The 23,183-nt window shown below is 54.6% G+C and carries 24 protein-coding genes and 3 tRNA genes; 11 read left to right on the top strand and 16 right to left on the bottom strand.

From position 1 onward, the window contains the following. Positions 1-55: 55 nt before the first annotated feature. Together F0320_RS02880 and lplA are read left to right on the top strand one after the other, a co-directional pair. Positions 56-700, top strand: coding sequence for a YtjB family periplasmic protein (locus F0320_RS02880; protein ID WP_023310324.1), 645 nt, complete (start codon positions 56-58; stop codon positions 698-700). Between the two features lie 39 nt (positions 701-739). Next, positions 740-1,756, top strand: a complete 1,017-nt coding sequence (gene lplA, locus F0320_RS02875) for a lipoate--protein ligase LplA (protein ID WP_048979041.1) — start codon at positions 740-742, stop codon at positions 1,754-1,756. A 49-nt stretch (positions 1,757-1,805) separates the two neighbouring features. On the opposite strand, the gene deoD is transcribed toward lplA, so the two are convergent. The 4 genes from deoD to deoC form a co-directional block, all read right to left on the bottom strand. Then, positions 1,806-2,528 (bottom strand): purine-nucleoside phosphorylase, encoded by a 723-nt coding sequence (gene deoD, locus F0320_RS02870; RefSeq protein ID WP_010427122.1) that lies wholly within the window; start codon positions 2,526-2,528, stop codon positions 1,806-1,808. 89 nt (positions 2,529-2,617) lie between these two features. Beyond that, positions 2,618-3,841, bottom strand: coding sequence for a phosphopentomutase (deoB, locus tag F0320_RS02865; protein ID WP_033144579.1), 1,224 nt, complete (start codon positions 3,839-3,841; stop codon positions 2,618-2,620). A gap of 53 nt (positions 3,842-3,894) precedes the next feature. Then, positions 3,895-5,217: a thymidine phosphorylase gene (gene deoA, locus F0320_RS02860; protein WP_047651601.1), complete on the bottom strand. Its 1,323-nt coding sequence runs from the start codon at positions 5,215-5,217 to the stop codon at positions 3,895-3,897. A 53-nt stretch (positions 5,218-5,270) separates the two neighbouring features. After that, positions 5,271-6,050, bottom strand: coding sequence for a deoxyribose-phosphate aldolase (gene deoC, locus F0320_RS02855; protein WP_221765984.1), 780 nt, complete (start codon positions 6,048-6,050; stop codon positions 5,271-5,273). Between the two features lie 262 nt (positions 6,051-6,312). Here deoC and F0320_RS02850 point away from each other — a divergent pair, with 262 nt between their 5' ends. Together F0320_RS02850 and F0320_RS02845 are read left to right on the top strand one after the other, a co-directional pair. Further along, the gene (locus F0320_RS02850; RefSeq protein WP_126328883.1) at positions 6,313-7,860 is read left to right on the top strand and encodes a YjjI family glycine radical enzyme; all 1,548 of its coding nucleotides are present in this window, start codon (positions 6,313-6,315) and stop codon (positions 7,858-7,860) included. Then, complete coding sequence (locus F0320_RS02845) at positions 7,835-8,695, top strand: YjjW family glycine radical enzyme activase (protein WP_126328884.1); 861 nt, start codon at positions 7,835-7,837, stop codon at positions 8,693-8,695. Before F0320_RS02850 ends, F0320_RS02845 begins: the two co-directional genes overlap by 26 nt. On the opposite strand, the gene F0320_RS02840 is transcribed toward F0320_RS02845, so the two are convergent. The 8 genes from F0320_RS02840 to F0320_RS02805 all read right to left on the bottom strand — a co-directional run bounded on the left by F0320_RS02840 (position 8,690) and on the right by F0320_RS02805 (position 15,053). Further along, a complete protein-coding gene (locus tag F0320_RS02840) occupies positions 8,690-9,472 on the bottom strand; it encodes a TatD family hydrolase (protein WP_126328885.1) in 783 nt (260 codons plus the stop codon). The genes F0320_RS02845 and F0320_RS02840 overlap by 6 nt on opposite strands. Then, positions 9,469-10,521 (bottom strand): patatin-like phospholipase family protein, encoded by a 1,053-nt coding sequence (locus tag F0320_RS02835; protein ID WP_126328886.1) that lies wholly within the window; start codon positions 10,519-10,521, stop codon positions 9,469-9,471. Before F0320_RS02835 ends, F0320_RS02840 begins: the two co-directional genes overlap by 4 nt. A gap of 121 nt (positions 10,522-10,642) precedes the next feature. Continuing rightward, on the bottom strand, positions 10,643-10,804 hold the full coding sequence (locus F0320_RS02830; protein WP_003856556.1) for a DUF1328 domain-containing protein: 162 nt from the start codon (positions 10,802-10,804) through the stop codon (positions 10,643-10,645). A 127-nt stretch (positions 10,805-10,931) separates the two neighbouring features. Then, the gene (osmY, locus tag F0320_RS02825; protein WP_047651608.1) at positions 10,932-11,549 is read right to left on the bottom strand and encodes a molecular chaperone OsmY; all 618 of its coding nucleotides are present in this window, start codon (positions 11,547-11,549) and stop codon (positions 10,932-10,934) included. 299 nt (positions 11,550-11,848) lie between these two features. Further along, the gene (prfC, locus tag F0320_RS02820; RefSeq protein ID WP_028015433.1) at positions 11,849-13,438 is read right to left on the bottom strand and encodes a peptide chain release factor 3; all 1,590 of its coding nucleotides are present in this window, start codon (positions 13,436-13,438) and stop codon (positions 11,849-11,851) included. Positions 13,439-13,529: 91 nt separating this feature from the next. Continuing rightward, positions 13,530-14,207, bottom strand: coding sequence for a pyrimidine 5'-nucleotidase (gene yjjG, locus F0320_RS02815; RefSeq protein WP_023310313.1), 678 nt, complete (start codon positions 14,205-14,207; stop codon positions 13,530-13,532). Between the two features lie 20 nt (positions 14,208-14,227). Beyond that, on the bottom strand, positions 14,228-14,671 hold the full coding sequence (gene rimI, locus F0320_RS02810; protein WP_047742882.1) for a ribosomal protein S18-alanine N-acetyltransferase: 444 nt from the start codon (positions 14,669-14,671) through the stop codon (positions 14,228-14,230). Next, entirely contained in the window at positions 14,640-15,053 is a 414-nt protein-coding gene (locus tag F0320_RS02805; protein ID WP_029740017.1) for a DNA polymerase III subunit psi, read from the bottom strand. The genes rimI and F0320_RS02805 overlap by 32 nt, the downstream gene beginning before the upstream one ends. A 102-nt stretch (positions 15,054-15,155) precedes the next feature. Between F0320_RS02805 and rsmC the strand changes: the two genes are divergently transcribed. From rsmC to F0320_RS02785, 4 genes are all read left to right on the top strand, one after another. Then, positions 15,156-16,184 (top strand): 16S rRNA (guanine(1207)-N(2))-methyltransferase RsmC, encoded by a 1,029-nt coding sequence (gene rsmC, locus F0320_RS02800; protein ID WP_126328887.1) that lies wholly within the window; start codon positions 15,156-15,158, stop codon positions 16,182-16,184. A 172-nt stretch (positions 16,185-16,356) separates the two neighbouring features. Then, a tRNA-Leu gene (locus tag F0320_RS02795) sits at positions 16,357-16,443 on the top strand. A gap of 28 nt (positions 16,444-16,471) precedes the next feature. Continuing rightward, a tRNA-Leu gene (locus tag F0320_RS02790) sits at positions 16,472-16,558 on the top strand. Positions 16,559-16,591: 33 nt separating this feature from the next. Further along, positions 16,592-16,677, top strand: a tRNA-Leu gene (locus F0320_RS02785). Positions 16,678-16,719: 42 nt separating this feature from the next. Here the strand turns inward: F0320_RS02785 and F0320_RS02780 are convergent. Continuing rightward, positions 16,720-16,989, bottom strand: a complete 270-nt coding sequence (locus tag F0320_RS02780) for a DUF1435 domain-containing protein (RefSeq protein ID WP_047651610.1) — start codon at positions 16,987-16,989, stop codon at positions 16,720-16,722. A 215-nt stretch (positions 16,990-17,204) separates the two neighbouring features. On the opposite strand from F0320_RS02780, the gene F0320_RS02775 reads away from it, so the two are divergent. Both F0320_RS02775 and fhuF read left to right on the top strand, forming a co-directional pair. After that, the gene (locus F0320_RS02775) at positions 17,205-18,269 is read left to right on the top strand and encodes a GGDEF domain-containing protein (RefSeq protein ID WP_047651612.1); all 1,065 of its coding nucleotides are present in this window, start codon (positions 17,205-17,207) and stop codon (positions 18,267-18,269) included. Between the two features lie 95 nt (positions 18,270-18,364). After that, positions 18,365-19,153 carry a siderophore-iron reductase FhuF gene (gene fhuF, locus F0320_RS02770; protein WP_126328888.1) on the top strand — a complete coding sequence of 263 codons (789 nt, stop codon included), beginning with the start codon at positions 18,365-18,367 and terminating at the stop codon, positions 19,151-19,153. 88 nt (positions 19,154-19,241) lie between these two features. Here fhuF and F0320_RS02765 read toward each other — a convergent pair whose 3' ends face one another. Next, positions 19,242-20,588, bottom strand: a complete 1,347-nt coding sequence (locus F0320_RS02765; protein WP_126328889.1) for a PTS sugar transporter subunit IIC — start codon at positions 20,586-20,588, stop codon at positions 19,242-19,244. A 328-nt stretch (positions 20,589-20,916) separates the two neighbouring features. Here F0320_RS02765 and F0320_RS02760 point away from each other — a divergent pair, with 328 nt between their 5' ends. Next, on the top strand, positions 20,917-21,375 hold the full coding sequence (locus tag F0320_RS02760; protein WP_008502085.1) for a YbaK/EbsC family protein: 459 nt from the start codon (positions 20,917-20,919) through the stop codon (positions 21,373-21,375). A gap of 38 nt (positions 21,376-21,413) precedes the next feature. Here the strand turns inward: F0320_RS02760 and bglJ are convergent, their stop codons facing one another. Continuing rightward, positions 21,414-22,049 carry a DNA-binding transcriptional activator BglJ gene (gene bglJ, locus F0320_RS02755; RefSeq protein WP_047651617.1) on the bottom strand — a complete coding sequence of 212 codons (636 nt, stop codon included), beginning with the start codon at positions 22,047-22,049 and terminating at the stop codon, positions 21,414-21,416. Then, positions 22,046-22,783, bottom strand: coding sequence for a helix-turn-helix transcriptional regulator (locus F0320_RS02750; RefSeq protein ID WP_047651618.1), 738 nt, complete (start codon positions 22,781-22,783; stop codon positions 22,046-22,048). Before F0320_RS02750 ends, bglJ begins: the two co-directional genes overlap by 4 nt. Positions 22,784-23,183 lie beyond the last annotated feature (400 nt).

The raw sequence follows: 23,183 nt of genomic DNA, 5'->3' as shown, positions 1-23,183 counted from the left end.
CCCTGTAACCATCACTTCTGGCAACATTAAGCCGTAAATTTTCAGCAGGTGGAATATGGCTCGCGCAAAACTGAAATTCCGGCTCCATCGCGCCGTGATTGTCCTTTCCTGTCTCGCACTATTAGTAGTGCTGATGCAAGGGGCATCGTGGTTTAGCCAGAACCATCAACGGCAACGCAACCCGCAGTTTGAAGAGCTGGCCCGCACGCTGGCACGCCAGGTGACGCTCAACGTCGCGCCGTCCATGCGTACCGAAACGCCGGACGATAAGCGGATAGGCCAGGTGTTGCGCCTGCTCACGGAGAACAGCCGCATTCTTGACGCCGGCGTCTATGATGAGCAAGGCAACCTGATTGCCCGCGCGGGCGAGCACGTCGACGTGCGCGACAGGCTGGCGCTGGACGGGAAAAAAGCCGGGGGCTACTTTAACCAGCAGATTGTCGAACCAATTCAGGGGAAGAATGGCCCGCTGGGCTATCTGCGCCTGACCCTCGATACCCACACCCTGCCTACTGAAGCCAAACAGGTCGATAATACCACCAATATTCTGCGCCTGATGCTGCTGCTTTCGCTCGCCATCGGCGTTGTGCTGGCGCGCACCCTGCTTCGCGGCAAGCGCTCGCGCTGGCAGCAATCCCCGTTCCTGCTGACCGCCAGCAAATCCGTCCCCGAAGACGAAGAGAGCGAGAAGAAAGATTAGTGATAAAGTAGGCGAACGATTCGGAAAAGGAACTTTGCCATGACGACGTTACGCCTGCTCATCTCTGACTCTTACGATCCCTGGTTTAATCTCGCGGTAGAAGAGTGCATCTTCCGCCAGATGCCCGCCACCCAGCGCGTACTGTTTCTCTGGCGTAACGCCGATACGGTGGTCATCGGCCGCGCGCAAAACCCGTGGAAAGAGTGCAATACGCGGCGCATGGAAGAGGACAACGTCCGTCTCGCGCGCCGCAGCAGCGGCGGCGGCGCGGTGTTTCACGATCTGGGCAATACCTGCTTTACCTTTATGGCGGGCAAACCGGAATACGATAAAACCATCTCAACGTCCATCGTCCTCAACGCGCTCAATTCACTCGGCGTGACGGCGGAAGCGTCCGGGCGAAACGATCTGGTGGTGAAAACCCCCGAGGGCGACCGGAAGGTCTCCGGCTCCGCCTATCGCGAAACGATGGATCGCGGCTTCCACCACGGCACCCTGTTGCTGAACGCTGACCTGAGCCGTCTGGCGAACTACCTGAATCCGGATAAGAAAAAGCTCCAGGCCAAAGGAATTACCTCCGTACGCGGTCGCGTGGCAAATCTGGTGGAACTGCTGCCGGGAATTACGCACGAGCAGATTTGCGATGCCATCCGTGACGCGTTCTTTGAACATTACGGCGAGCGCGTGGAAGCAGAAGTCATCTCCCCTGACAAAACCCCGGACCTGCCCAACTTCGCCGAAACCTTTGCCCGCCAGAGCAGCTGGGAGTGGAACTTCGGTCAGGCTCCTGCGTTTTCCCATCTGCTGGACGAGCGTTTTACCTGGGGCGGCGTGGAGCTGCATTTTGACGTGGAGAAAGGCCATATCACCCGCACGCAGGTGTTTACCGATAGCCTGAACCCGGCACCGTTAGAGGCGCTGGCGGCACGCTTGCAGGGCTGTTTGTACAGGGCGGATATGCTGCAGCAGGAATGCGACGCGTTGATCGGAGATTTCCCGGAGCAGGAAAATGAGCTGCGGGAGCTGTCGGCGTGGATTGCACAGGCCGTGCGCTAGGTGCGGTCTGATGCCCTCTCCCACAGGGAGAGGGAGGGAAGAGACAGAATTACTCTTTATCGCCCAGCAGAACAGATTCCAGCGCGATTTTGATCATGTCGTTGAACGTGGTCTGACGCTCGGCAGCGGTGGTCTGCTCGTGAGTACGGATGTGGTCAGACACGGTGCAGATGGTCAGCGCTTTCGCACCAAACTCAGCCGCCACGCCGTAAATACCCGCCGCTTCCATTTCCACGCCCAGGATGCCGTATTTTTCCATCACGTCGAACATCTCGCCGCCGTCCGGAGCATAGAACAGGTCAGCAGAGAAGATGTTACCCACGCGCGCTTCAACGCCCAGCGCTTTTGCCGCGTCAACCGCGTCACGCACCATGCCGAAGTCAGCAATCGCCGCGAAGTCATGGTCTTTGAAACGCATGCGGTTAACTTTGGAATCGGTGCAGGCCCCCATACCGATAACGATGTCGCGCAGCTTAACGTCCATACGCACCGCGCCGCAGGAGCCCACGCGGATGATTTTCTTCACGCCGAAGTCGGTGATCAGCTCTTTAGTATAGATAGAGCAGGATGGGATACCCATACCGTGGCCCATAACGGAAATTTTGCGGCCTTTATAGGTACCGGTGAAGCCCAGCATGCCGCGAACGTTGTTCACTTCACGCACGTCTTCCAGGAAGGTTTCTGCAATGTGCTTCGCGCGCAGCGGGTCGCCCGGCATCAATACGACGTCAGCGAAATCACCCATTTCTGCGTTAATGTGAGGAGTTGCCATCTTCAGTTCCTTTTACATTGTTTATTCTTTTCACCCTCTTCCTGTGGGAGAGGGCAGGGGTGAGGGCATCAGACCTCACCCAACATGATTCAGAACATGGCCTTGCCATATTCCATGTCAGACGTACCAAAGTATTTCGCCAGGGTCTGGCCGATGTCCGCGAAGGTTTCACGGTGACCGAGCGAGCCCGGCTTCACTTTCGGGCCGTACACCAGCACCGGAATGTGCTCACGGGTGTGGTCGGTACCGGTCCAGGTTGGGTCACAGCCGTGGTCCGCGGTCAGGATCAGAATGTCATCTTCGCCCACCAGCTCCATCAGCTCCGGCAGACGGCGGTCGAACAGCTCAAGACCAGCCGCATAGCCTGCGACGTCGCGACGGTGGCCCCAGGAGGAGTCGAAGTCCACGAAGTTGGTGAAGACAATGGTCTTGTCGCCCGCTTCTTTCATCTCTTTGATGGTGGCATCGAACAGCGCATCCAGACCGGTGGCTTTCACTTTTTTAGTGATGCCGCAGTTGGCGTAGATATCCGCGATTTTACCCACGGACACCACGTGACCGTCTTTCTCTTCAACCAGCTTCTGCAGCACGGTTGGCGCCGGTGGCTCAACGGCCAGGTCGTGACGGTTACCGGTACGCTGGAAGTTACCCGCTTTGTCGCCGATAAATGGACGCGCGATCACGCGACCAATGTTGTAGCCGCCTTCGGTCAGCTCTTCACGGGCGATTTCGCACAGCTCGTAGAGTTTGTCCAGGCCAAACGTCTCTTCGTGGCAGGCAATCTGGAACACGGAGTCAGCAGAGGTATAGAAAATCGGCTTGCCGGTTTTCATGTGCTCTTCGCCGAGCTGATCCAGAATCACGGTACCGGAAGAGTGGCAGTTACCGAGGTAGCCCGGCAGGTTGGCACGCTTCACCAGCTTATCGAGCAGCTCCTGCGGGAAGCTGTTCTCGTGGTCGGAGAAGTAACCCCAGTCGAACAGCACCGGCACACCGGCGATTTCCCAGTGGCCAGACGGGGTGTCTTTACCGGAGGAGAGCTCGTGAGCCCAGGCGTAGGCTCCCACGACTTCCGCGTTACCGTCCATACCGGCTGCGATTTTGCCGGTAGAACCTTCATGCGCTTTCACCAGCCCGAGGCGGGTCAGGTTAGGTAGAGTCAGAGGGCCTTTACGACCGTTGTCCGCTTCGCCTTTTGCACAGGCTTCCGCGATATGGCCCATGGTATCGGAACCCACGTCACCAAAACGTTCTGCATCTTCGGTTGCGCCGATGCCGAATGAGTCCAGCACCATAATAAATGCACGTTTCATAATTGTTCTCCGTACGTAGTGCTTCAAAAATTATCGATCAGATCAGTATACCGCTATTCGGTGATACGGCGATAGACAGTCGGTGTGGTTTCCGGCGCTTTATCGTCAAGCGTAATAGCCGCTTTCACCGCTTTAGCCGCTTCCTGCCAGCTGGCTTCGTCTTTCGCGTGGATCACTGCCAGCGGACGTTGACCGTCAACGCTGTCGCCCAGACGGGCCATATCGGTAAAGCCGACGCTGTAATCAATGGTGTCCGATGCCTGACGACGGCCGCCGCCCATCGAGACCACCGCCATACCCAGCGCACGGGTGTCCATTGCAGAGACAAACCCTTCGCTATCGGCATACACCGCTTTGCTGAGCGTCGCGGTTGGCAGGTATTTCGCGTAGTTTTCGACGAAATCGGTCGGGCCTTTCTGGGCTGCAACCATGCGGCCGAAAATGTCCGCCGCTTTGCCGTTGTCCAGCACCGCCTGCAGTTTCGCGCGGGCTTCTGCGTCGTCTTTGGCCAGCTTGCCGGAGATTAACATCTCAACGCACAGCGCCATGGTGACGTCGAACAGACGCGGGTTGCGGTATTCACCGGTCAGGAACTGGACGGCTTCACGCACTTCGACGGCGTTACCGGCGCTGGATGCCAGCACCTGGTTCATGTCGGTGAGCAGCGCGGTGGTGCGCACGCCCGCACCGTTGGATACGCCCACGATCGCTTCGGCCAGTGCCTCTGAGAGTTCATACGTCGGCATAAACGCGCCGCTGCCCACCTTCACGTCCATCACCAGCGCGTCCAGCCCTTCTGCCAGTTTCTTCGCCAGGATAGAGGCGGTGATCAGCGGGATGGAGTCAACGGTTGCGGTGATGTCGCGGGTCGCGTAGAAACGCTTGTCTGCCGGAGCAAGAGAGCTGGTCTGGCCGATAATCGCCACACCAACGTCTTTAATAATGTCGCGGAAGCGGTTGTCGTCCGGGAAGATATCGAAGCCCGGAATGGCTTCCAGTTTGTCGAGCGTACCGCCGGTGTGGCCCAGGCCGCGCCCGGAGATCATCGGGATATAACCGCCGCAGGCTGCCACCATCGGGCCGAGCATCAGAGACGTCACATCGCCCACGCCGCCGGTGGAGTGTTTATCCACAATCGGGCCGTTAAGGTTAAGGCTTTTCCAGTCCAGAACGGTTCCTGAATCTCGCATCGCCATGGTCAGCGACACGCGCTCAGGCATCGACATATCGTGGAAGAAAATGGTCATCGCCAGAGCCGCAATCTGCCCTTCAGAGACGGTGTTATCACGAATGCCGTTGATAAAGAAGCGGATCTCTTCGTCGCTTAATGCATGACCATCACGTTTTTTACGAATAATTTCTTGTGCGAGAAACACGGTAACCTCCCGAAGTAGGCCGGGGTCGCTACGCTCACCCGGCAATTCAAATCTTAGTAGCTGCTTGCGCTCTTACCGTCGCCGTGACCCAGCGCTTTCAGCAGGCTAGCCAGCAGGCTGGACGCGCCGAAGCGGTAGTGACGGGAGTCCGCCCAGTCGGCGCCAAACAGCTCATCGGCAATCGCCAGGAACTGCTGCGCGTCTTCGGCGGTACGCACGCCGCCCGCGGGTTTGAAACCAACGGTTTTGGATACGCCCATGTCGCGGATCACTTCCATCATGATGCGCGCGCTTTCCGGGGTCGCATTCACCGGCACTTTACCGGTAGAGGTTTTAATGAAATCCGCACCGGCTTTGATGGAGATTTCAGATGCTTTACGAATCAGCGCTTCTTCTTTCAGCTCGCCGGTTTCGATGATCACTTTCAGCAGCACGTTTGCCGCCGCACACGCGTCTTTACAGGCTTTCACCAGGTCAAAACCGACCTGCTCGTTGCCGGCGATCAGCGCGCGGTACGGGAATACCACGTCAACTTCGTCTGCGCCGTAAGCAATCGCCGCGCGGGTTTCAGCCAGCGCGATCTCGATATCGTCGTTGCCGTGCGGGAAATTAGTTACGGTTGCAATGCGCACGTCCGGCGTACCCTGCTCTTTCAGCGACTTACGGGCAATAGGGATAAAGCGCGGGTAGATACAAACGGCTGCGGTATTACCCACCGGCGTTTTCGCCTGATGGCACAGGGCGATGACTTTCTCATTGGTGTCGTCATCGTTCAGGGTGGTCAGGTCCATCAGTTTCAACGCGCGCAGGCTGCTTGCAGTTAAATCGGTCATAACATTCTCCAACGGCAGTGCCGTATAAATTTTACCTTGCGGGTCTGTGAGTATTCTAACATTCACCCGCATCCACACTTCGACATTCATCACAGTTAATGAAAACTGCGTACAAATTTGCATTACTGTAATGAGATCTTCTTCAAACTTTAGCGCGTAAATTGCCGACTAAAGCAGCGATACCCCCTGTCGGATCAAAAGCCACGACAGGCTGGCTTTCTACAATCCGGTCATCATCCGCAGAACACTCAAGGAAGCGAATATGCCTCACTCCAGCCCCGACGCCCTGCAGCAACGTTGCCAGCAGATTGTGACAAGCCCGGCGTTAACCCCGGAACAAAAACGTCATTTTCTGGCGCTGGAAGCGGAGAACAACCTGCCTTATCCGGCACCTTCTGAGGCTGCACGAGCCGCACTGGACGAAGGTTTTATCTGCGACATGTTCGAAGGCCATGCGCCTTACAAACCCCGTTACGTTCTGCCGGATTACGCAAAATTTCTCGCTAACGGTTCAGCGTGGCTGGAGCTGGAAGGCGCGAAAGATCTCGACGACGCCCTCTCGCTGTTAACCATCCTCTACCATCATGTTCCTTCCGTCACATCGATGCCGGTCTATCTCGGTCAGCTTGATGCGATATTAACTCCATATGTTAGAATTCTAACACAAGAAGAGATCGATAGCCGAGTAAAACGTTTCTGGCGCTATCTCGACCGTACGCTGCCGGATGCGTTTATGCACGCAAACATCGGGCCTGCTGACGGCCCCATTACCCGTGCCATTCTGCGTGCCGATGCAGAGCTGAAGCAGGTTGCACCGAACCTGACCTTTATCTACGATCCCGAGATCACCCCGGACGACCTGCTGCTTGAGGTGGCAAAAAACATATGCGAATGCAGCAAACCGCATATTTCTAATGGCCCAGTGAATGATAAAATTTTCACAAAAGGCCGTTACGGCGTGGTGAGCTGTTACAACTCTCTGCCGCTTGCAGGCGGCGGCAGCACCCTGGTGCGCCTTAACCTCAAAGCCATTGCTGAACGCAGCGCATCCATTGACGACTTCTTCACCCGCACGCTCCCGCACTACTGCCAGCAGCAAATGGCCATCATCGATGCGCGCTGCGGTTTCCTGTACGAGCAATCTGGCTTCTTTGAGAATAGCTTCCTGGTAAAAGAGGGGCTGATTGATGCGGATCGGTTTGTGCCCATGTTTGGCATGTACGGCCTGGCGGAAGCGGTAAACGCGCTCTGTGAGAAAGCAGGAATAGCGGGACGCTACGGAAAGGATGCACAGGCCAACGCGCTGGGCTATCGCATCAGCGAACAGCTTGCGGCGTTTGTCGAAAACACGCCGGTAAAGTACGGCTGGAAGCAGCGCGCGATGCTCCATGCGCAGTCGGGGATCAGTTCCGACTCGGGCACCACGCCGGGCGCGCGTCTGCCCTACGGCGACGAGCCGGATCCCATCAGCCATTTGCTGGCGGTAGCTCCTCACCACAAACACTACTCTTCCGGGATAAGCGATATCCTGACGCTGGATGAGACGGTAAAACGTAACCCGCAGGCGGTAGTTCAGCTTTGCCTGGGCGCGTTCAGGGCGGGTATGCGTGAATTTACCGCCAACGTAGCGGGTAACGATCTGGTCCGCGTGACCGGTTATATGGTGCGACTATCGGATCTGGAGAAATACCGGGAAGCCGGATCGCGCACCAATACCACGTGGCTGGGCGAAGAGGCCGCACGCAATACCCGTATTCTGGAACGTCAGCCGCGCGTGATAAGCCATGAACAGCAGATGCGCTTTAGTTAGTCAGGTTATTCCTTTTTCCTGCGTGGACGGGCCGGGCAGCCGCCTGGCCCTGTTTCTGCAGGGCTGCAACCTGCGCTGTAAAACCTGCCACAACCCGTGGACGATCGGCCGCTGCAACGACTGCGGGGACTGCGTGCCCCACTGCCCGCACGACGCGCTGACTATTCAGGCCGGACGCGTCTGGTGGCAGGAGAGTGACTGCCAGCAGTGCGACACCTGTCTGCAATTGTGCCAGCAGCAGGCAACGCCTATGGCGCACCGCTTCAGCGTGGAAGAGATCCTCACCCAGGTCCGCAAATCCGCCCCGTTTATCGAAGGGATCACCGTGAGCGGCGGTGAAGCCACAACGCAATTGCCGTTTTTGATTGCCCTGTTCACCGCGATCAAAGCCGATCCCGCCCTGCGCCACCTCACCTGCCTGGTAGACAGCAACGGTCTGTTAAGCGAAACCGGCTGGCAAAAGCTGCTGCCGGTACTGGATGGCGCGATGCTGGATCTGAAGGCGTGGGGGAACGCGCATCACCGCTTCCTGACCGGGCGCGAAAACCCGCAGATCAAGCAGAGCATTCGCTGGCTGGCAGATCGTCACCGTTTGACGGAGCTCCGCCTGCTGGTGATTCCGGAGCAGTGTGATTATCTGGAACACCTCAAACCGCTAACGACCTTTATCCACGGGCTTGGGAATGTTCCGGTGCGCATCAACGCGTTTCATGCGCATGGCGTTTACGGTGAGGCGGCGTCGTGGCGCAGCGCCACGCCCGAGGACGTTGAACCCCTGGCGCGGGCGCTGGAAAAACAGAAGATAACGGTGATTCGTCCGGCGCTTTACCTATAGCGTGATGCCAAATACCGAACGGGTGTTTTCAAGCAGCGCACCGGCAATCACCTCTTCAGGCTCCTGTCGCAGTTCACACAGGGTGGTAAACACGCGCGCCGCCTGTTCCGGGCGATTCGGCTGGCCCTGAAAACCATTCAGCGGCATATCCGGCGCGTCGGTTTCCAGCAGAAGCGCCGACAGCGGCAGATGTGCCATTACGTCCCGAGTTTTACTGGCACGCGTATAGGTAATGGTGCCACCGACGCCGATTTTATAGCCCAGCTCAATAAAACGCTGCGCCTGCTGCAGGCTGCCGGAGAAACCGTGCACTACGCCCCTGCGCGGCAGATCGATGCGTTTCAGGTGCATCGCCAGCTTATCGTGCGTGCGTCTTGAGTGGAGGATCACCGGTAGATCGTGGCGCTTCGCCAGCCTGAGCTGCGCGTCGAGGATCGTCTGCTGGCGCTCAAACTGCGGATCCTCACGGTAAAGATCGAGGCCGATCTCACCGATGGCGACAAGTTTGTCTCCTGCGGTCTGCACGACCTCATCAAGCCTCTCAATGTGCTCATCAAGATGCCGCTCAATCACGATCGGATGCAGGCCAAGCGCGGCATAGAGCGCGGGGTGCCGCGCGGAAAGATCCAGCACCCGGGAAAAATAGGCCGCTTCCACTGCCGGCACAATGATGGCCTGAACGCCTGCCTCGGCAGCTTTCGCAATGCTTTGCTCTTCATCTCCCGTAAAAGGCGGGAAATCAAAGTGACAATGGGTATCGACAAAGCGGTACGTCACGCCAGATCCTCGTTATCCAGTAAAGCGTCATTCGCCTGCGGAATATCCACCAGCGGCGTCGTCAGAGCGTCATTGGCGACAATCGCAGGCGGCAAAATAATGCGTTTATGGCGATGAAGCGGCGGTTGCTCCGCCAGCATTTTCCCCACCGTCGCCAGGAAATAGCGCCCGCACAGCCGCCCCGTTTTGTAATCCATGCGCAGCGCAGGGACGCGGCTGCCCAGAGCCATGCTCAGCAGCGGCTTAGGCGGATAGATTTCAAAAATACGCAGCTTACCCGGCGGTTTTTCAATGAAGCGCTGCATCGCGCCGTAGGTGGTTTCATGCTGCTTCGCGATGTTCACCAGCGGCTGTAGGCTGCTGTCGCCCAGCCAGCGCTCCATCCGTTTAAACCACTGCGGCGTGTAATACATTTGCGACGGCACGGTACGGATCACCACAATGGTTTTCGCCCCGCGCCGGGCGGCTTCCTGCACCGGCACCGCGTCACTGATCCCACCGTCCAGGTAGCTAATGCCGTCCAGCAGGGCACCGGTACGATAAAAGCCGGGGATCGCGCTGGAGGCGCGGATGATGTCCAGCCAGTTCTCCTTCTGAGGAGAAAAATAGCCCGCCGAATAGTCATCGCCCCGGCTGGCGCACATCCAGAACTCTTTGCCGCTATCAAACAGACGGGCAGCGATATCCATGGCCAGCGGCATCTGGCTGGAGGTCGACTCCAGCAGCCAGTCAAGATCGATCAGGTTGCCGCCGCGCACAAAGCGCACCGGATTAAAAAATTCTTTTGCCGTGGTGTAGCGCATGATTACCCTTCGCGCATAGCCAGGTTGATTACAAACATAAGCAGAGAGGTTCTGCGCCCCGGCAGAGGTGCCGAAGTAAAGGTCAAACGGGTTGAACTGCGCGCGCATAAATTCGTCCAGCACGCCGGCGGTGAAAATGCCGCGCTGTCCTCCACCTTCGCAGACCAGCGCGAGTTGACCTGCGCGGAACGGTTTTAACGTCAGCGGCGCAATATTGCCGAGCGTAACGGGAATTCGTTGCCCCACCTCTGCTTTCCTGTTTTTGATTATTTTATAACACCACAGTAACGCACCCGCCCTGTTACGCAAATAAGAAAAAGCCAGTCACAGTGACTGGCTTTATTTTGTTTAAGAAATATTGCGTTTGCTATGGACGTCGACGCCCCGTAAACAGGCTGACCAGGAACAGAATAATACCCACAACGAAGACAATTTTAGCTGCCCATGCCGCTGTACCTGCCAGTCCACCAAAGCCCAATGCGGCGGCAATTAACGCGATAACCAGAAATATAATGCCCCAACGAAACATAAGCTTCTCCTTTACCATAGTTAATGTCGGCCGCTAAACGTGAGCGCTCAGGTCACTCACCGGCGTTTTTCCAGAGTCGTTCTTATATCGCCCGCAGGTGTTAGCCAAACGGGCGAATGGTCAAGATTTACTTCGTTTTCAGATCGTTTTTAACGCTTTTCACACCGTCAATCGCTTTCGCGATGGACTCGGCGCGTTCACTTTGCGCCTGCGAATCTACCGTACCGGAAAGCTGAACCACACCATCGGTGGTTTCCACTTTCACCTTACGGGACGGCACGATGTCATCTGCTAAAAGTTTAGCTTTGATTTCGCTGGTTGTGGCTGCATCACCGGCATAACCTTTCACCGACGCGTTTTTACCGTCACGTACGTGCAGCTTATCGCTGACGGACGCAACGCCTTCAACGCCTTTCGCGACTTTCACCGCCTGTTCGGCCTGAGACTGGCTTTCTACGAAGCCGCTCAGCGTGACCACTTTCTTGTCGGTCTTAACGGAAATATCGGTACTTTTGATGGCTTCATCATCCACCAGTGCGGCTTTCACTTTTGCTGTGATTGAGCTGTCGTCCATGAAGTTGCCGACTTTATTCATAGAGCTATCGATTTTTTGCCCTGCGGTATCGGCCGTGGACTGTGCTTTATCCATGGTGCTGCTTTCCGCCAGAGCGGAACCGCTCACCAGAACGCTACCCAGAGTTACAGCCAGCAGAGTTTTCGAAATCTTCAGTCTTGTCATATTCATCGATCTATTCCTGTGTTGACCCGTTATTCGGGCTACATACTTCCTTAGTAGTTATATATATTGCGAATAAACACGCGGGCAAAATGGATAACCTAAAGTCATGCATTGAACAGTTAATTTATCCACGCCCGGTGTTAAACACTGAGTTAAATATAGATCACTCTCACAGAGCCGCTTTCAGAATTGGGTAAAAAACGCGCGAATAGCGTGAAATTGCGTTGAATTAAGAACATTCCGCAAGGGATTAATAAGACAGGAATTAAAGAAGAGCACGGCGGGAGCCGTGCTCTGAGAGGGGATTAGTGCTCGCGGGTTTTACGGAACTGAACGTCAGGGTAACGTTCCTGCGTCAGGTTCAGGTTCACCATCGTTGGCGCGATATAGGTCAGGTTATCGCCGCCATCCAGCGCCAGCTGAATTTCGTTCTTACGCTTAAATTCTTCGAATTTCTTCACGTCAGAACACTCAACCCAGCGCGCGGTCGCGACGTTCACGGACTCGTAAATCGCTTCCACGTTGTACTCGCTCTTCAGACGCGCGACAACCACGTCAAACTGCAGCACACCGACCGCACCAACGATCAGATCGTTGTTAGCAATCGGGCGGAAGACCTGCACGGCGCCCTCTTCGGAGAGCTGGACCAAGCCTTTCAGCAACTGTTTCTGCTTAAGCGGATCGCGCAGGCGAATGCGGCGGAACAGTTCCGGCGCGAAGTTCGGAATACCGGTGAACTTCATCATTTCACCCTGTGTGAAGGTGTCGCCGATCTGGATGGTGCCGTGGTTGTGCAGACCGATGATGTCGCCCGGATAGGCTTCTTCAACGTGCGAACGGTCACCCGCCATAAAGGTCAGCGCGTCGGAGATGACAACGTCTTTCCCGATACGCACCTGGCGCAGCTTCATGCCCTTTTCATACTTACCGGACACCACGCGCATAAAGGCCACGCGGTCGCGGTGTTTCGGGTCCATGTTGGCCTGAATCTTAAACACGAAGCCGGTGAACTTCTCTTCTTTAGCTTCCACTTCACGGGTGTCGGTTTTGCGCGGCATCGGCTGCGGCGCCCACTCCACCAGACCGTCGAGCATGTGGTCAACGCCGAAGTTACCCAGTGCGGTACCGAAGAAGACCGGTGTGATTTCGCCGCTCAGGAACAGCTCTTTGTCGAATTCGTGAGATGCGCCCTTGACCAGTTCCAACTCGTCGCGCAGCTGCGCGGCCAGCTCTTCCCCGACCGCCGCGTCCAGATCCGGGTTGTCCAGACCTTTAACAATGCGCACTTCCTGAATGGTGTGGCCTTTACCGGTCTGATACAGGTAGGTTTCGTCTTTATAGAGGTGATACACCCCTTTGAACAGCTTGCCGCAGCCAATGGGCCAGGTGATGGGCGCACAGGCGATCTTCAGCTCGTTTTCCACTTCATCCATCAGCTCCATCGGATCGCGGATGTCACGGTCGAGTTTGTTCATAAAGGTGAGGATCGGCGTATCGCGCAGACGGGTGACTTCCATCAGCTTACGGGTCCTGTCTTCTACACCTTTCGCGGCGTCGATCACCATCAGACAGCAGTCCACCGCCGTCAGGGTACGGTAGGTATCTTCGGAGAAGTCTTCGTGGCCCGGGGTGTCCAGCAGGTTCACCAGGCAGTCGTGATACGGGAACTGCATCACGGAGGTGGTAATCGAAATACCACGCTGCTTTTCCATCTCCATCCAGTCAGATTTTGCGTGCTGGCTGGAGCCACGGCCTTTAACGGTACCCGCAGTCTGGATCGCCTGTCCGAACAGCAACACCTTCTCAGTGATGGTCGTTTTACCGGCATCCGGGTGAGAGATAATGGCAAAAGTGCGGCGCTTGGCCACCTCTTGCAGATAAGGAGACAACGTCATAATTAAATCTTCTTTTATAAGCGCGGCAGCACGCCACGCATCATGGAATACAAAATTGCGGCTATTTTACCCATCAATGGGGGGCAGGCAATCATTGTTTACACAGGAGTTGCTCCAGTTCGTTCAACGACGTCACGGTCCAGGTCGGCTCGATGCCTTCAGGCTTCACGCGGCCATGCGCGTTGAGCCAGACGGTCGACAGGCCTGACTTCATGCCGCCCAGGATATCTGACTCTGCCGTATCACCCACCATCAGGACGCGATCGCGGTCGGGATTTCCCGCCTGCGCCAGCGCGTAGTCGAAAATACGCGGATCCGGTTTAGGTACACCCACCTCTTCCGAGATCACCAGCGCGTCGAAATGATCGCGCAGGCCGGTGCGCTCGAGGCGGATCTGCTGCAGGGCGGTAAAACCGTTGGTGATGATCCCCAGTTTCACCTTGCCTTTCAACGCATTCAGCAGGGAAACCGCGCCCGGCAGCGGCGCGCAGATATCGGCCATCGCGTTCAGGAACGCATCGTTCAGCGTCCCCGGACTGACCTTTAAGCGTTCCGCCCAGACGTCAAAGCGCTGGTGCTGAAGTTGTAACGCGGTGATGGCACCGTTCTGGTAATCCACCCACAGCGGCTTGTTGACCGCCTGATAGTCCTGAAAATCTTCAGCGGTGAAGGTCACGCTATAGTCGAGAAACATCCGCTGCAGGCCGCCGAACGAATCGAACGTAAACAGCGTTTCGTCGGCATCAAAGAAAATCCAGTCCCATTTCATCGTTACAACCTTATTTTTTATTATCCAATCGGCAGAGCCATTATGATGGCGTCTTCACGTCCCTCTGCGGTGGGGTAGTAGTTACGGCGGATTGTCGCCTCGTTAAAGCCTAAGCTTTCATAGAGCGCGATGGCGGCGACATTAGACGCGCGCACCTCCAGCCACAGGGTGAAAACGTCACGGGTTTCGAGCTCACGAATGAGATGCTCGAGCAGTTCTCTTCCCAGCCCACGGCGCTGGAACGCAGGATCAACCGCAATATTAAACAGCGTCGCTTCATCAAGAACAACCTGCGTGATCGCGAAGGCGGCCATGGTGCCGTCAACGTCCAGACGGAAGTTCAGATACCGTTCGCCCTGATTGCTGGCGAAGGTTTTTTCGCTCCACGGAAAGGCGTGGGCGCGTGTTTCAATCGCAAACGCTGTGGTCAGGTCAGGCGTCGTGAGGGAAGAAATCGTGTTCATATTCGCAGATTTGTTGCCATAGCGCGCTGCGCGCTTTTGGGTTGGCTTTCAGTTCGTCCAGCGCTGGCGTGCAGATCTGGCTCCCCTGGAGGGGGATCTCGTTTGTCTCTCCGATACGCCAGCTGTTACAGCGGCTATCAGGAGGCAGCATCGCGACACGCTCTGGCGTCAGCTGTAAAACCTGGTCGGCCGTCATCTTCAGGCTGCGAAGGACATCATCGATCAGGGGTTCATTCAGGGCAGGCAGTTCTTCCGCCACCATCACCAGGCGTACGTGTGCAGGGATGGAAATGGCGATTTCGCCCTGCAACGCCGTCGGGCGACGCAAAGCCCACTGGGTAATGCCCAGCTGCTGCAACTGCCAGTCTCGTCGGGATGTCATAGGGAAAACTCCTGTCTCTCAGGCGCGCAAATATAGCAAATGTGTCGAAAGTGCGCCATCTACCTACTATAATCCCCGCCTGAGTTTATTGAGGAACAATTCATGTCTGCATTTACCCCGGCAAGTGAAGTCTTGCTGCGTCACAGTGATGATTTCGAAGAAAGCCGTATTCTGTTTGCCGGAGATATGCAGGATGACCTGCCCGCGCGTTTCGACTGTGCTGAAAGCCGTGCCCACACCCAATACTACCATCACTGGCAGGTGCTGAGCCGCCAGATGGGCGAGCGCGCGCGCTTTAGCCTGGTGGCGGAGCAGAGCGATATCGCTGACTGCGACACGCTGATTTACTACTGGCCGAAGAATAAACCGGAAGCCCAGTTCCAGCTGATGAACCTGCTCTCCCTGCTGCCGGTCGGCTGCGATATTTTCGTGGTGGGTGAGAACCGCAGCGGCGTGCGTAGCGCTGAACAGATGCTGGAAGGCTACGCGCCGCTGAATAAAGTCGACAGTGCACGCCGCTGTGGTCTGTACCATGGCCGTCTGGAAAAACAGACAACGTTTGATGCACAGGCATACTGGGACGAGTACCAGCTTGACGGCCTGACCATCAAAACCCTGCCGGGCGTGTTCAGCCGCGACGCGCTGGATACGGGCAGCAAGCTGCTGCTCTCCACCCTGACGCCGCACACCAAAGGCAAAGTGCTGGACGTGGGCTGCGGCGCGGGCGTGCTCTCTACCGTGCTTGCCAGCCATTCCCCCAAAGTGCGCTTAACCCTGTGTGACGTGAGCGCCCCGGCGGTTGAAGCCAGCCGCGCAACGCTTGCCGCAAACGGGATTGAAGGCGAGGTGATTGCCAGCAACGTCTTCTCCGACATCACCGGTCGCTTCGACATGATCATCTCTAACCCGCCGTTCCACGACGGTATGGAAACCAGCCTGGAAGCGGCACAAACGCTGATCCGTGGCGCAGTCCGTCACCTGAACAGCGGCGGTGAGCTGCGTATTGTCGCGAACGCCTTCCTGGCGTATCCGAAAGTGCTGGACGAAACCTTCGGCTTCCACGAAGTGATCGCCCAGACCGGCCGCTTTAAGGTCTACCGTACCGTCATGACGCGCCAGGCCAAAAAGTAATCGCCATTCCTGCAGGCCGGATAAGCGCAAGCGCCATCCGGCTCCGCATGGCGCCTGCATCGGCCATTTTTGCAGCAATCAAGGCGTAGCGCGCACTTTTCTGTTGACGTAAAGCTGAAAACATCTAGAATGCGCCTCCGTGGTTACGATACTTTTACAGTATCGATGGTATGCGAAGGTGGCGGAATTGGTAGACGCGCTAGCTTCAGGTGTTAGTGTCCTTACGGATGTGGGGGTTCGAGTCCCCCCCCTCGCACCATAAATCACAATGATATTGCTCGCACTGGGCGAAGGTGGCGGAATTGGTAGACGCGCTAGCTTCAGGTGTTAGTGTCCTTACGGATGTGGGGGTTCGAGTCCCCCCCCTCGCACCAACGAGGCGATATCAAAAATAGTAAGATGACTGTGCGAAGGTGGCGGAATTGGTAGACGCGCTAGCTTCAGGTGTTAGTGTCCTTAGGATGTGGGGGTTCGAGTCCCCCCCCTCGCACCAATTATCTTACATCCCTTCTGAAGTTCCTCTTGTTTTTCCCTGTTATTTCAAACTCATCAGTATCACCAGAATTCCGCTGACCAGTGCTACGCATGATGGCAGTAAAACAAAGTGGCGCAGCTGCTTATGCCAGATCATGCCTGACGTGACTAACAGGCCTGACACAATGAGCGCTTTCCAGGTATCAAGGGAGAGATCGGCAAACATCAACCCGCCGAGAATGGCTCCCGGTAGCAATACCCCCCAACCACTGCCAAGCGCCCTGTTCAACATGATCTGCCCTCTCACAACGATAATGATAACCAATATCATATGACACAGATTATCATTTGTCAGCTGAATGAATCAAAATCCATCGACCTTTACCTTTCCCGTAATGACAGGAATTGCCTAAGGTGATAAATTGCACACCTGTTAACAACATCTAAAGATTTTCTGATAATTACTCTTTGAGTTTTTTGCATGTTTTATTGCGAAACAGCACCTACTTATTTGTTTTAATTAAATTTTAATAAAAACGCACGACTATGACATCACAATCCTGGCGGTCTTTGGTTCACAGAAAATATCAATTGTCGTTACGTTTATTTTTATTTCTGAACGCAACTTCGGCAGTGTTCTCGGTAACAAATCCGCTCAATTCTGTACGCCTGTTATCTGCCCCACTTATTGCTATTTTCTCCATCAGCACCGGCCTGTTCGTCTGGCACTGGAGAAAGCGCGCGCGGAAGATCAATATTCCCGTTGTTTCAGGGATCTTCGGTATTTTGTGGGCCTGGCAAATTGAGTCTAAATTCGCCTTAATTACCCACGACCACGCGACGTATTTGTTAATCGCTCTATTAACGGTACTTTTTATCGGAACGCTGGCATTCGCCAGTAATATCAAAGCATTTACGCTGCACTCATTGCCCACTTTTATTGTCTGCCTGTGGCTAGGCGATCACGATATATGGCTGAGAATGACCTATTCTTTCGCACTTCCTGTGGTGGCAATTGCTATTCATAACATTTTGCAAACGCGTAACGATCGTTTCGCTCAGGAATTGCTCTCTCGCCTGTTGGAAGAGCGAGAAACTCTTACCGATCTCAGCATGATGGACCCGCTTACCGGGCTCTATAATCGTCGCGGTCTGCAAAGCCGTCTGGAGAACCTGCCGACGGTAGAAAATGGCGAGCATTTTGTTCTGCTGATGGATATCGACCACTTTAAAGCCTATAACGATCATTATGGCCATATGATGGGCGACCAGGCGCTGAAGCGCGTCTCTGCGGCAATCCGCGACGCCGTGCGTTCTCGCGATATTGTGGCGCGTTTTGGCGGGGAAGAGTTTATGGTGCTGCTGACCAATATTTCTCTCGAACATGCCCGCCAGACGGCCGAGCGGATCCGTCAGAAAGTCTATGATTTGAAAATCCCGCATCTGTTTAACGAGAGTGTCGCGACAAACGTTACCATCAGCATTGGTATTGCTATTTTCGAGGATGAAGACGTGGAAGGCGCGCTGGAAAAAGCGGACAAAGCCCTCTACGAAGCAAAGCATATGGGGCGCAATAACATTCTGTTGAGTGAAGAGCTGCAGACGGCATAAACATCACGGCGGTGTCGCCCGGACAAAAGTCTTGCCATTGGTATGAGCAATAGTTAGGATTGGCAATCATTATCATTTAGATTTCTATCTATACTATGGCTACGCATACCGCACACATCGTCGAACCCCTCCTCTGGCGAGCGCCCCTCACCAGCGGGAATGCTTCGCTTGCGGATGCCATACGGGATAAGATTGCGGAGACGCGCGCCCACCTGCTGGACTTTATCCGCCTTGATGAAGCGCACCCGAAGCACGCCATGACGCTCTCAGAGTGGCGTCAACCGACAAAACTGCAGTCGCTGCTGGCCACCTATTCCGACCATATCTATCGCAATCAGCCCACTCTTACGCGGGAAAATAAACCACTGCTCTCTCTCTGGGCGCAGTGGTATATCGGGTTGATGGTACCTCCCCTCATGCTGGCGCTGTTAACCCAGAAGAGCATGCTAGAACTCTCGCCGGATAATTTCCACGTCGAGTTTCACGAAACCGGGCGCGCAGCCTGTTTCTGGATTGATCTGCACGAAGACCAGAACGCTGAACACCTGACGGCTCAGGAACGTATGGAGCGGCTTATCACTCAGGCTCTGATCCCGGTGGTGGAAGCGCTTGAAGCGACGGGAGAGATTAACGCGAAGCTTATCTGGAGCAATACGGGCTATTTAATCCACTGGTATTTAACGGAAATGAAGCCTCTGCTTGGTGATGAGAACGTTGATGCCCTGCGTCAGTCCTGTTTCTTTGCAAAACAGCTTTCCGATGGCCGCGACAACCCGTTATTCCGTACCGTCGTGCTCCGTGATGGGCTTCTGGTTCGCCGCACCTGCTGCCAGCGCTACCGCCTGCCGGACGTTAAGCAGTGCGGGGATTGCACGCTGAAATAATCGGCCACGGCCTGATGCCCTCACCCTCTCATAGGGAGAAGGAACAAACCCTAAAAACGGCAACCTGAGTTGCCGTTTTGTTTTTTAACTATGCCACCTGCTGATTGTCCTCTTCCGCGTTACGCTGCGCTTCTTCCGCTTCCTGCTCCAGCAGCTGTTTCTCGTACACTTTGAAGAACGGGAAGTAGATGATTGCCGATACGCAGGCCAGAACCACAACCAGAATAGCCGCACGGAAATCCCATCCCAGAGCCCAGGCTGCGCCTATCGGCGCCGGTGCCGTCCACGGGACCACTGAGATGACGCGGCCAATCAGATCAAACGTCATCGCCGCCCAGGCGAGCACTGCATTTACCATCGGTGCCAGCAGGAACGGAATAAAGAACACCGGGTTCATCACGATTGGCGTACCGAAAATGACAGGCTCATTGATGTTAAAGAAGCTGGGTACCACGCTCAAACGCCCGATAGAGCGTAAATGCGCTGAACGGCTACGCAGATAGCAAATCACCAGCCCCATCGTGGCTCCCGACCCGCCAATAACGATAAAGAACGTCCAGAACGCCTCCATAAAAATATGCGGCAGAGGCTGGCTGGCGGCCAGCGCGGTCTGATTCGCGCCCAGGTTAGTCAGCCAGAACATCTGCAGCATCCCGGAGACGATGGCGGCTCCGTGGATCCCGGCGAACCACAGCAGATGGCCAATCAACACGGCCAGCAGGATCGCAGGCAGGGAATCCGCTGCGGAAACCAAAGGTTTAAAGACCGACATAATGGCCTGCGGGATCAGCATGCCGAACTGAGACTGAATGAGCAGGCTCAGAGGATAGAGCGTCAACACCACCACCAGCACAGGAATCAGCAGATCAAAAGAGTTTTTGATCATCGGAGGAACCTGGTCCGGCAGGCGAATACCGATGTTATGCGCCTTGAGGAAACGCATCATCTCAACGCAGTAGATCGCCACCAGAATCGCGGTAAAAATGCCCGTCCCACCCAGGCTGTCGACTGGCAGCGTGCCTTTGGTTTTCGGCGCCGCGACCAGCAGAAACGCCATCAGCGACAGCATGGCGCACATAAACGGGTCTATCTGGTGCGATTTGACATAGTGTTTGCCAAGGTTATAGGCAATGGCCGCACAAATATAAATGGACATAATGCCCATTGTCATATCAAACGGCGTCAGGATCTGGCCTTCAAACTGCTTCGCCATATCCAGCCAGGCCCGGGCGAAACCCCAGGTGGTATCCGGCGAAAACGGCGGGTATGCGAACACTAACAAAAATGAACCCACAATCATAAATGGCATCGCGGAGATGAACCCATCACGAATGGCCATGACATGACGCTGGGAAGAGATCCGCCCGGCAATCGGGCTCACGTAATTTTCAACAAAACGGAATATCAGGTTAAACGCAGCATGGTTGGCAGACATGGCAGATCTCCTGTCAGACGTTTGTTACGGGCACATTTGCGCCGCACGTTGTTCCATAAATCACCTTCACAACCTTGCTGGCTTGTGGACCAGTGGTACTGCTCAGACGGAATGGTTTCATAATTTGCTCTTATTATTGGATACAGGGGACGTTACGTACTCAGTATTAATCGACGCATCACGCTCTGCAACCGGTTACTGTAACCGGTTTCCGTGATTGTGAAGAGGATCCAGAAATCAGCCGTTCGGGATATTTGTTACTGAAGAGATATTTACAGAGCATAAATTCTTATGACAGATTACGCAGGATATTTGTCAGGAGGAAACAATGAGTTTGCAGTCTGTACAGCAGTTTTTTGCCGACAACGCGCCGGATATAGACGTCATTGAACTTAGCCAGAGTACCGCTACCGTTGCGTTGGCTGCTGCCGCCCATCGTGTTGAACCGGGACAAATCGCCAAAACCTTGTCATTAAAGGTGAAAAATGAGGTGATTCTGGTGGTAGCGAAAGGCGATGCGCGCCTGGATAACAAAAAGCTGAAAGACACATTTGGTGCAAAAGCGCGCATGCTCAGCAGTGATGAGGTGGTGACCATCACCGGTCACCCCGTTGGCGGCGTGTGCCCGTTCGGCCTGGAAAACCCGCTCGCGGTTTACTGCGATATTTCATTAAAGCAGTACGCCGAAGTCCTGCCCGCCGCAGGCGCAATTCATAGTGCCGTTCGTATCTCACCTGACAGAATGGCAGAGCTGACGTCCGCAAAATGGGTTGATGTTTGCATCTGATTGATGCGCCAGATCCTGTCTGGCGCGCAACAGGCAGGTTATAAAAAGGTCGGCTTGCTGAGTGCCGAACTTCGCGGTTCTCTTGCCGAAAGGTGGGTTATAATATCCGCCGCATCGAGTAGCCCTACGTCAGAGTTTACCCCCAACTTCACCATCGCATTAAACTTATGCGCCCGGATGGTCTTAATATTGCGTTCAAGCTGTGCCGCGATTTGAGGAATGGAATAGCCGCAAGACATATAACGCAATATTGCCCGTTCCGTTGGGCTTAACATTCTGCTTTGACTCCGGTACCAGTGATTCATCATATTGTCATTGATGCGCAGGGTTTCACTCAGCAATACCATGAGTTCATTCTGCAGGCGCTCAAGCGTCAGCGATTTGCTGACCACACCGTGAAGGCGTGACGGGGAAAGATGACTAATTAATCTTGCTTCCATCTCATCAGCGACCAGGATAATGCGCTGGATATGGCCATGCGTAAACGCAAAATCCCGCAGGTGCGCCAGGCAGCTACGACGCTCTTCTCGCGCATCGGAATATGAATAGATCAGCGAGAAAAAATTGATGTGCTGAAGTGCTTTCTTAAAGCTGTCAAATTCACTAAACAGATGCAGCTGATAATGATTCAGGCCGGGCATCGCAAAAAGATGCTGTAGCCCAACAGCACTCATCGTGCAATTTTCGACGATGGCGATATGTCTTGTTGAATCGGTTTTTTCCATTCCTCGAACTCTCCATAGGCTGACATCAAACTCAGCTCTCGCATTCCCTGTGTACTGTTTATCCAGGCGTACATATCGGCATTACTGCGTAATGACAGCCGTCGCATCGCACTGTTTTTCTGCGCACTGATAGTTTTATTGCTCTTCTTAAGCAATGTGGCGATTTGGTTAATCCCCCATCCTTTACCTAACAGCCGCAATACTTTGCGTTCGGAGTACGTGAGCGCGATAACCTGTTCGTCTTCGTCCTCCGGACGTTGAGGTTCCATGGTTAACAACGTCTGGCTTACCCGCTCTGCGCGTTCGCTACCTGCCCGAATCGCGTTAACCAGCCCTTCAATGGGTTCCATATCAGAAAGCAACGTACTTTCCGGGCGCACAAGTAACTCAACGGCAACGGGGTTAAGTGGCCGCGAAACTAAAAAGATCCAGTGAATGTTCCGGTATTGATTCAATAAACTGAAATACTCTTCGAGTGCGCCCCGAGGATTCCAGTATTCGCCTGTAATATCGGCAATGATGACGTCAGCGCGGCGTAGCTGGAGCAGTGTTAACTCCTGCAATGAGCTGCAATAGGTCAATTCAAAGTCGGGGAAATGGCGAGTCATCACGCCCCCTAACCCGTTTTGCATGACCGGTATCCGGCTAATGATAACGCTATGCTTACCGTGCAAAGACAACATAGACCCTCCGTGTCCATTCTTCATTTGATGAGTAACGTTAAAACGCATCAACGTATGAGTATTTTCGTCCCTGAGTGTAAAGCAGGTTAATACAAGCAGAAGATGAGATGTATTCGTAGTTTAAGAAATGCCTAAACAGCAGTAATATCTCACAAAGCGAAATTAAATTTAATTGCAGTGTCATTAAAATAACTACAATATAAAATTAGAATAACTAAATATATATTACTTATCCTTTAATATTAATAATTCACTAAAATGATGAATTAATCCCAACCCCTTCTGCACTTAAGGGCAGCAACTGTTTGCATAAACCTTGATCTGGCCCACAGCAAGAGGCACTGCACTTTGTGCTAAAAGTAATCGCTATGGGCCAACCGGCAACTTTCCACCTTCTTCA

The organism is Enterobacter dykesii (genome assembly GCF_008364625.2).
GTDB classification, from domain to species: domain Bacteria; phylum Pseudomonadota; class Gammaproteobacteria; order Enterobacterales; family Enterobacteriaceae; genus Enterobacter; species Enterobacter dykesii.
Note: the sequence above shows the minus strand (reverse complement) of the source record. Positions and strands in the feature narration are given on the sequence as shown.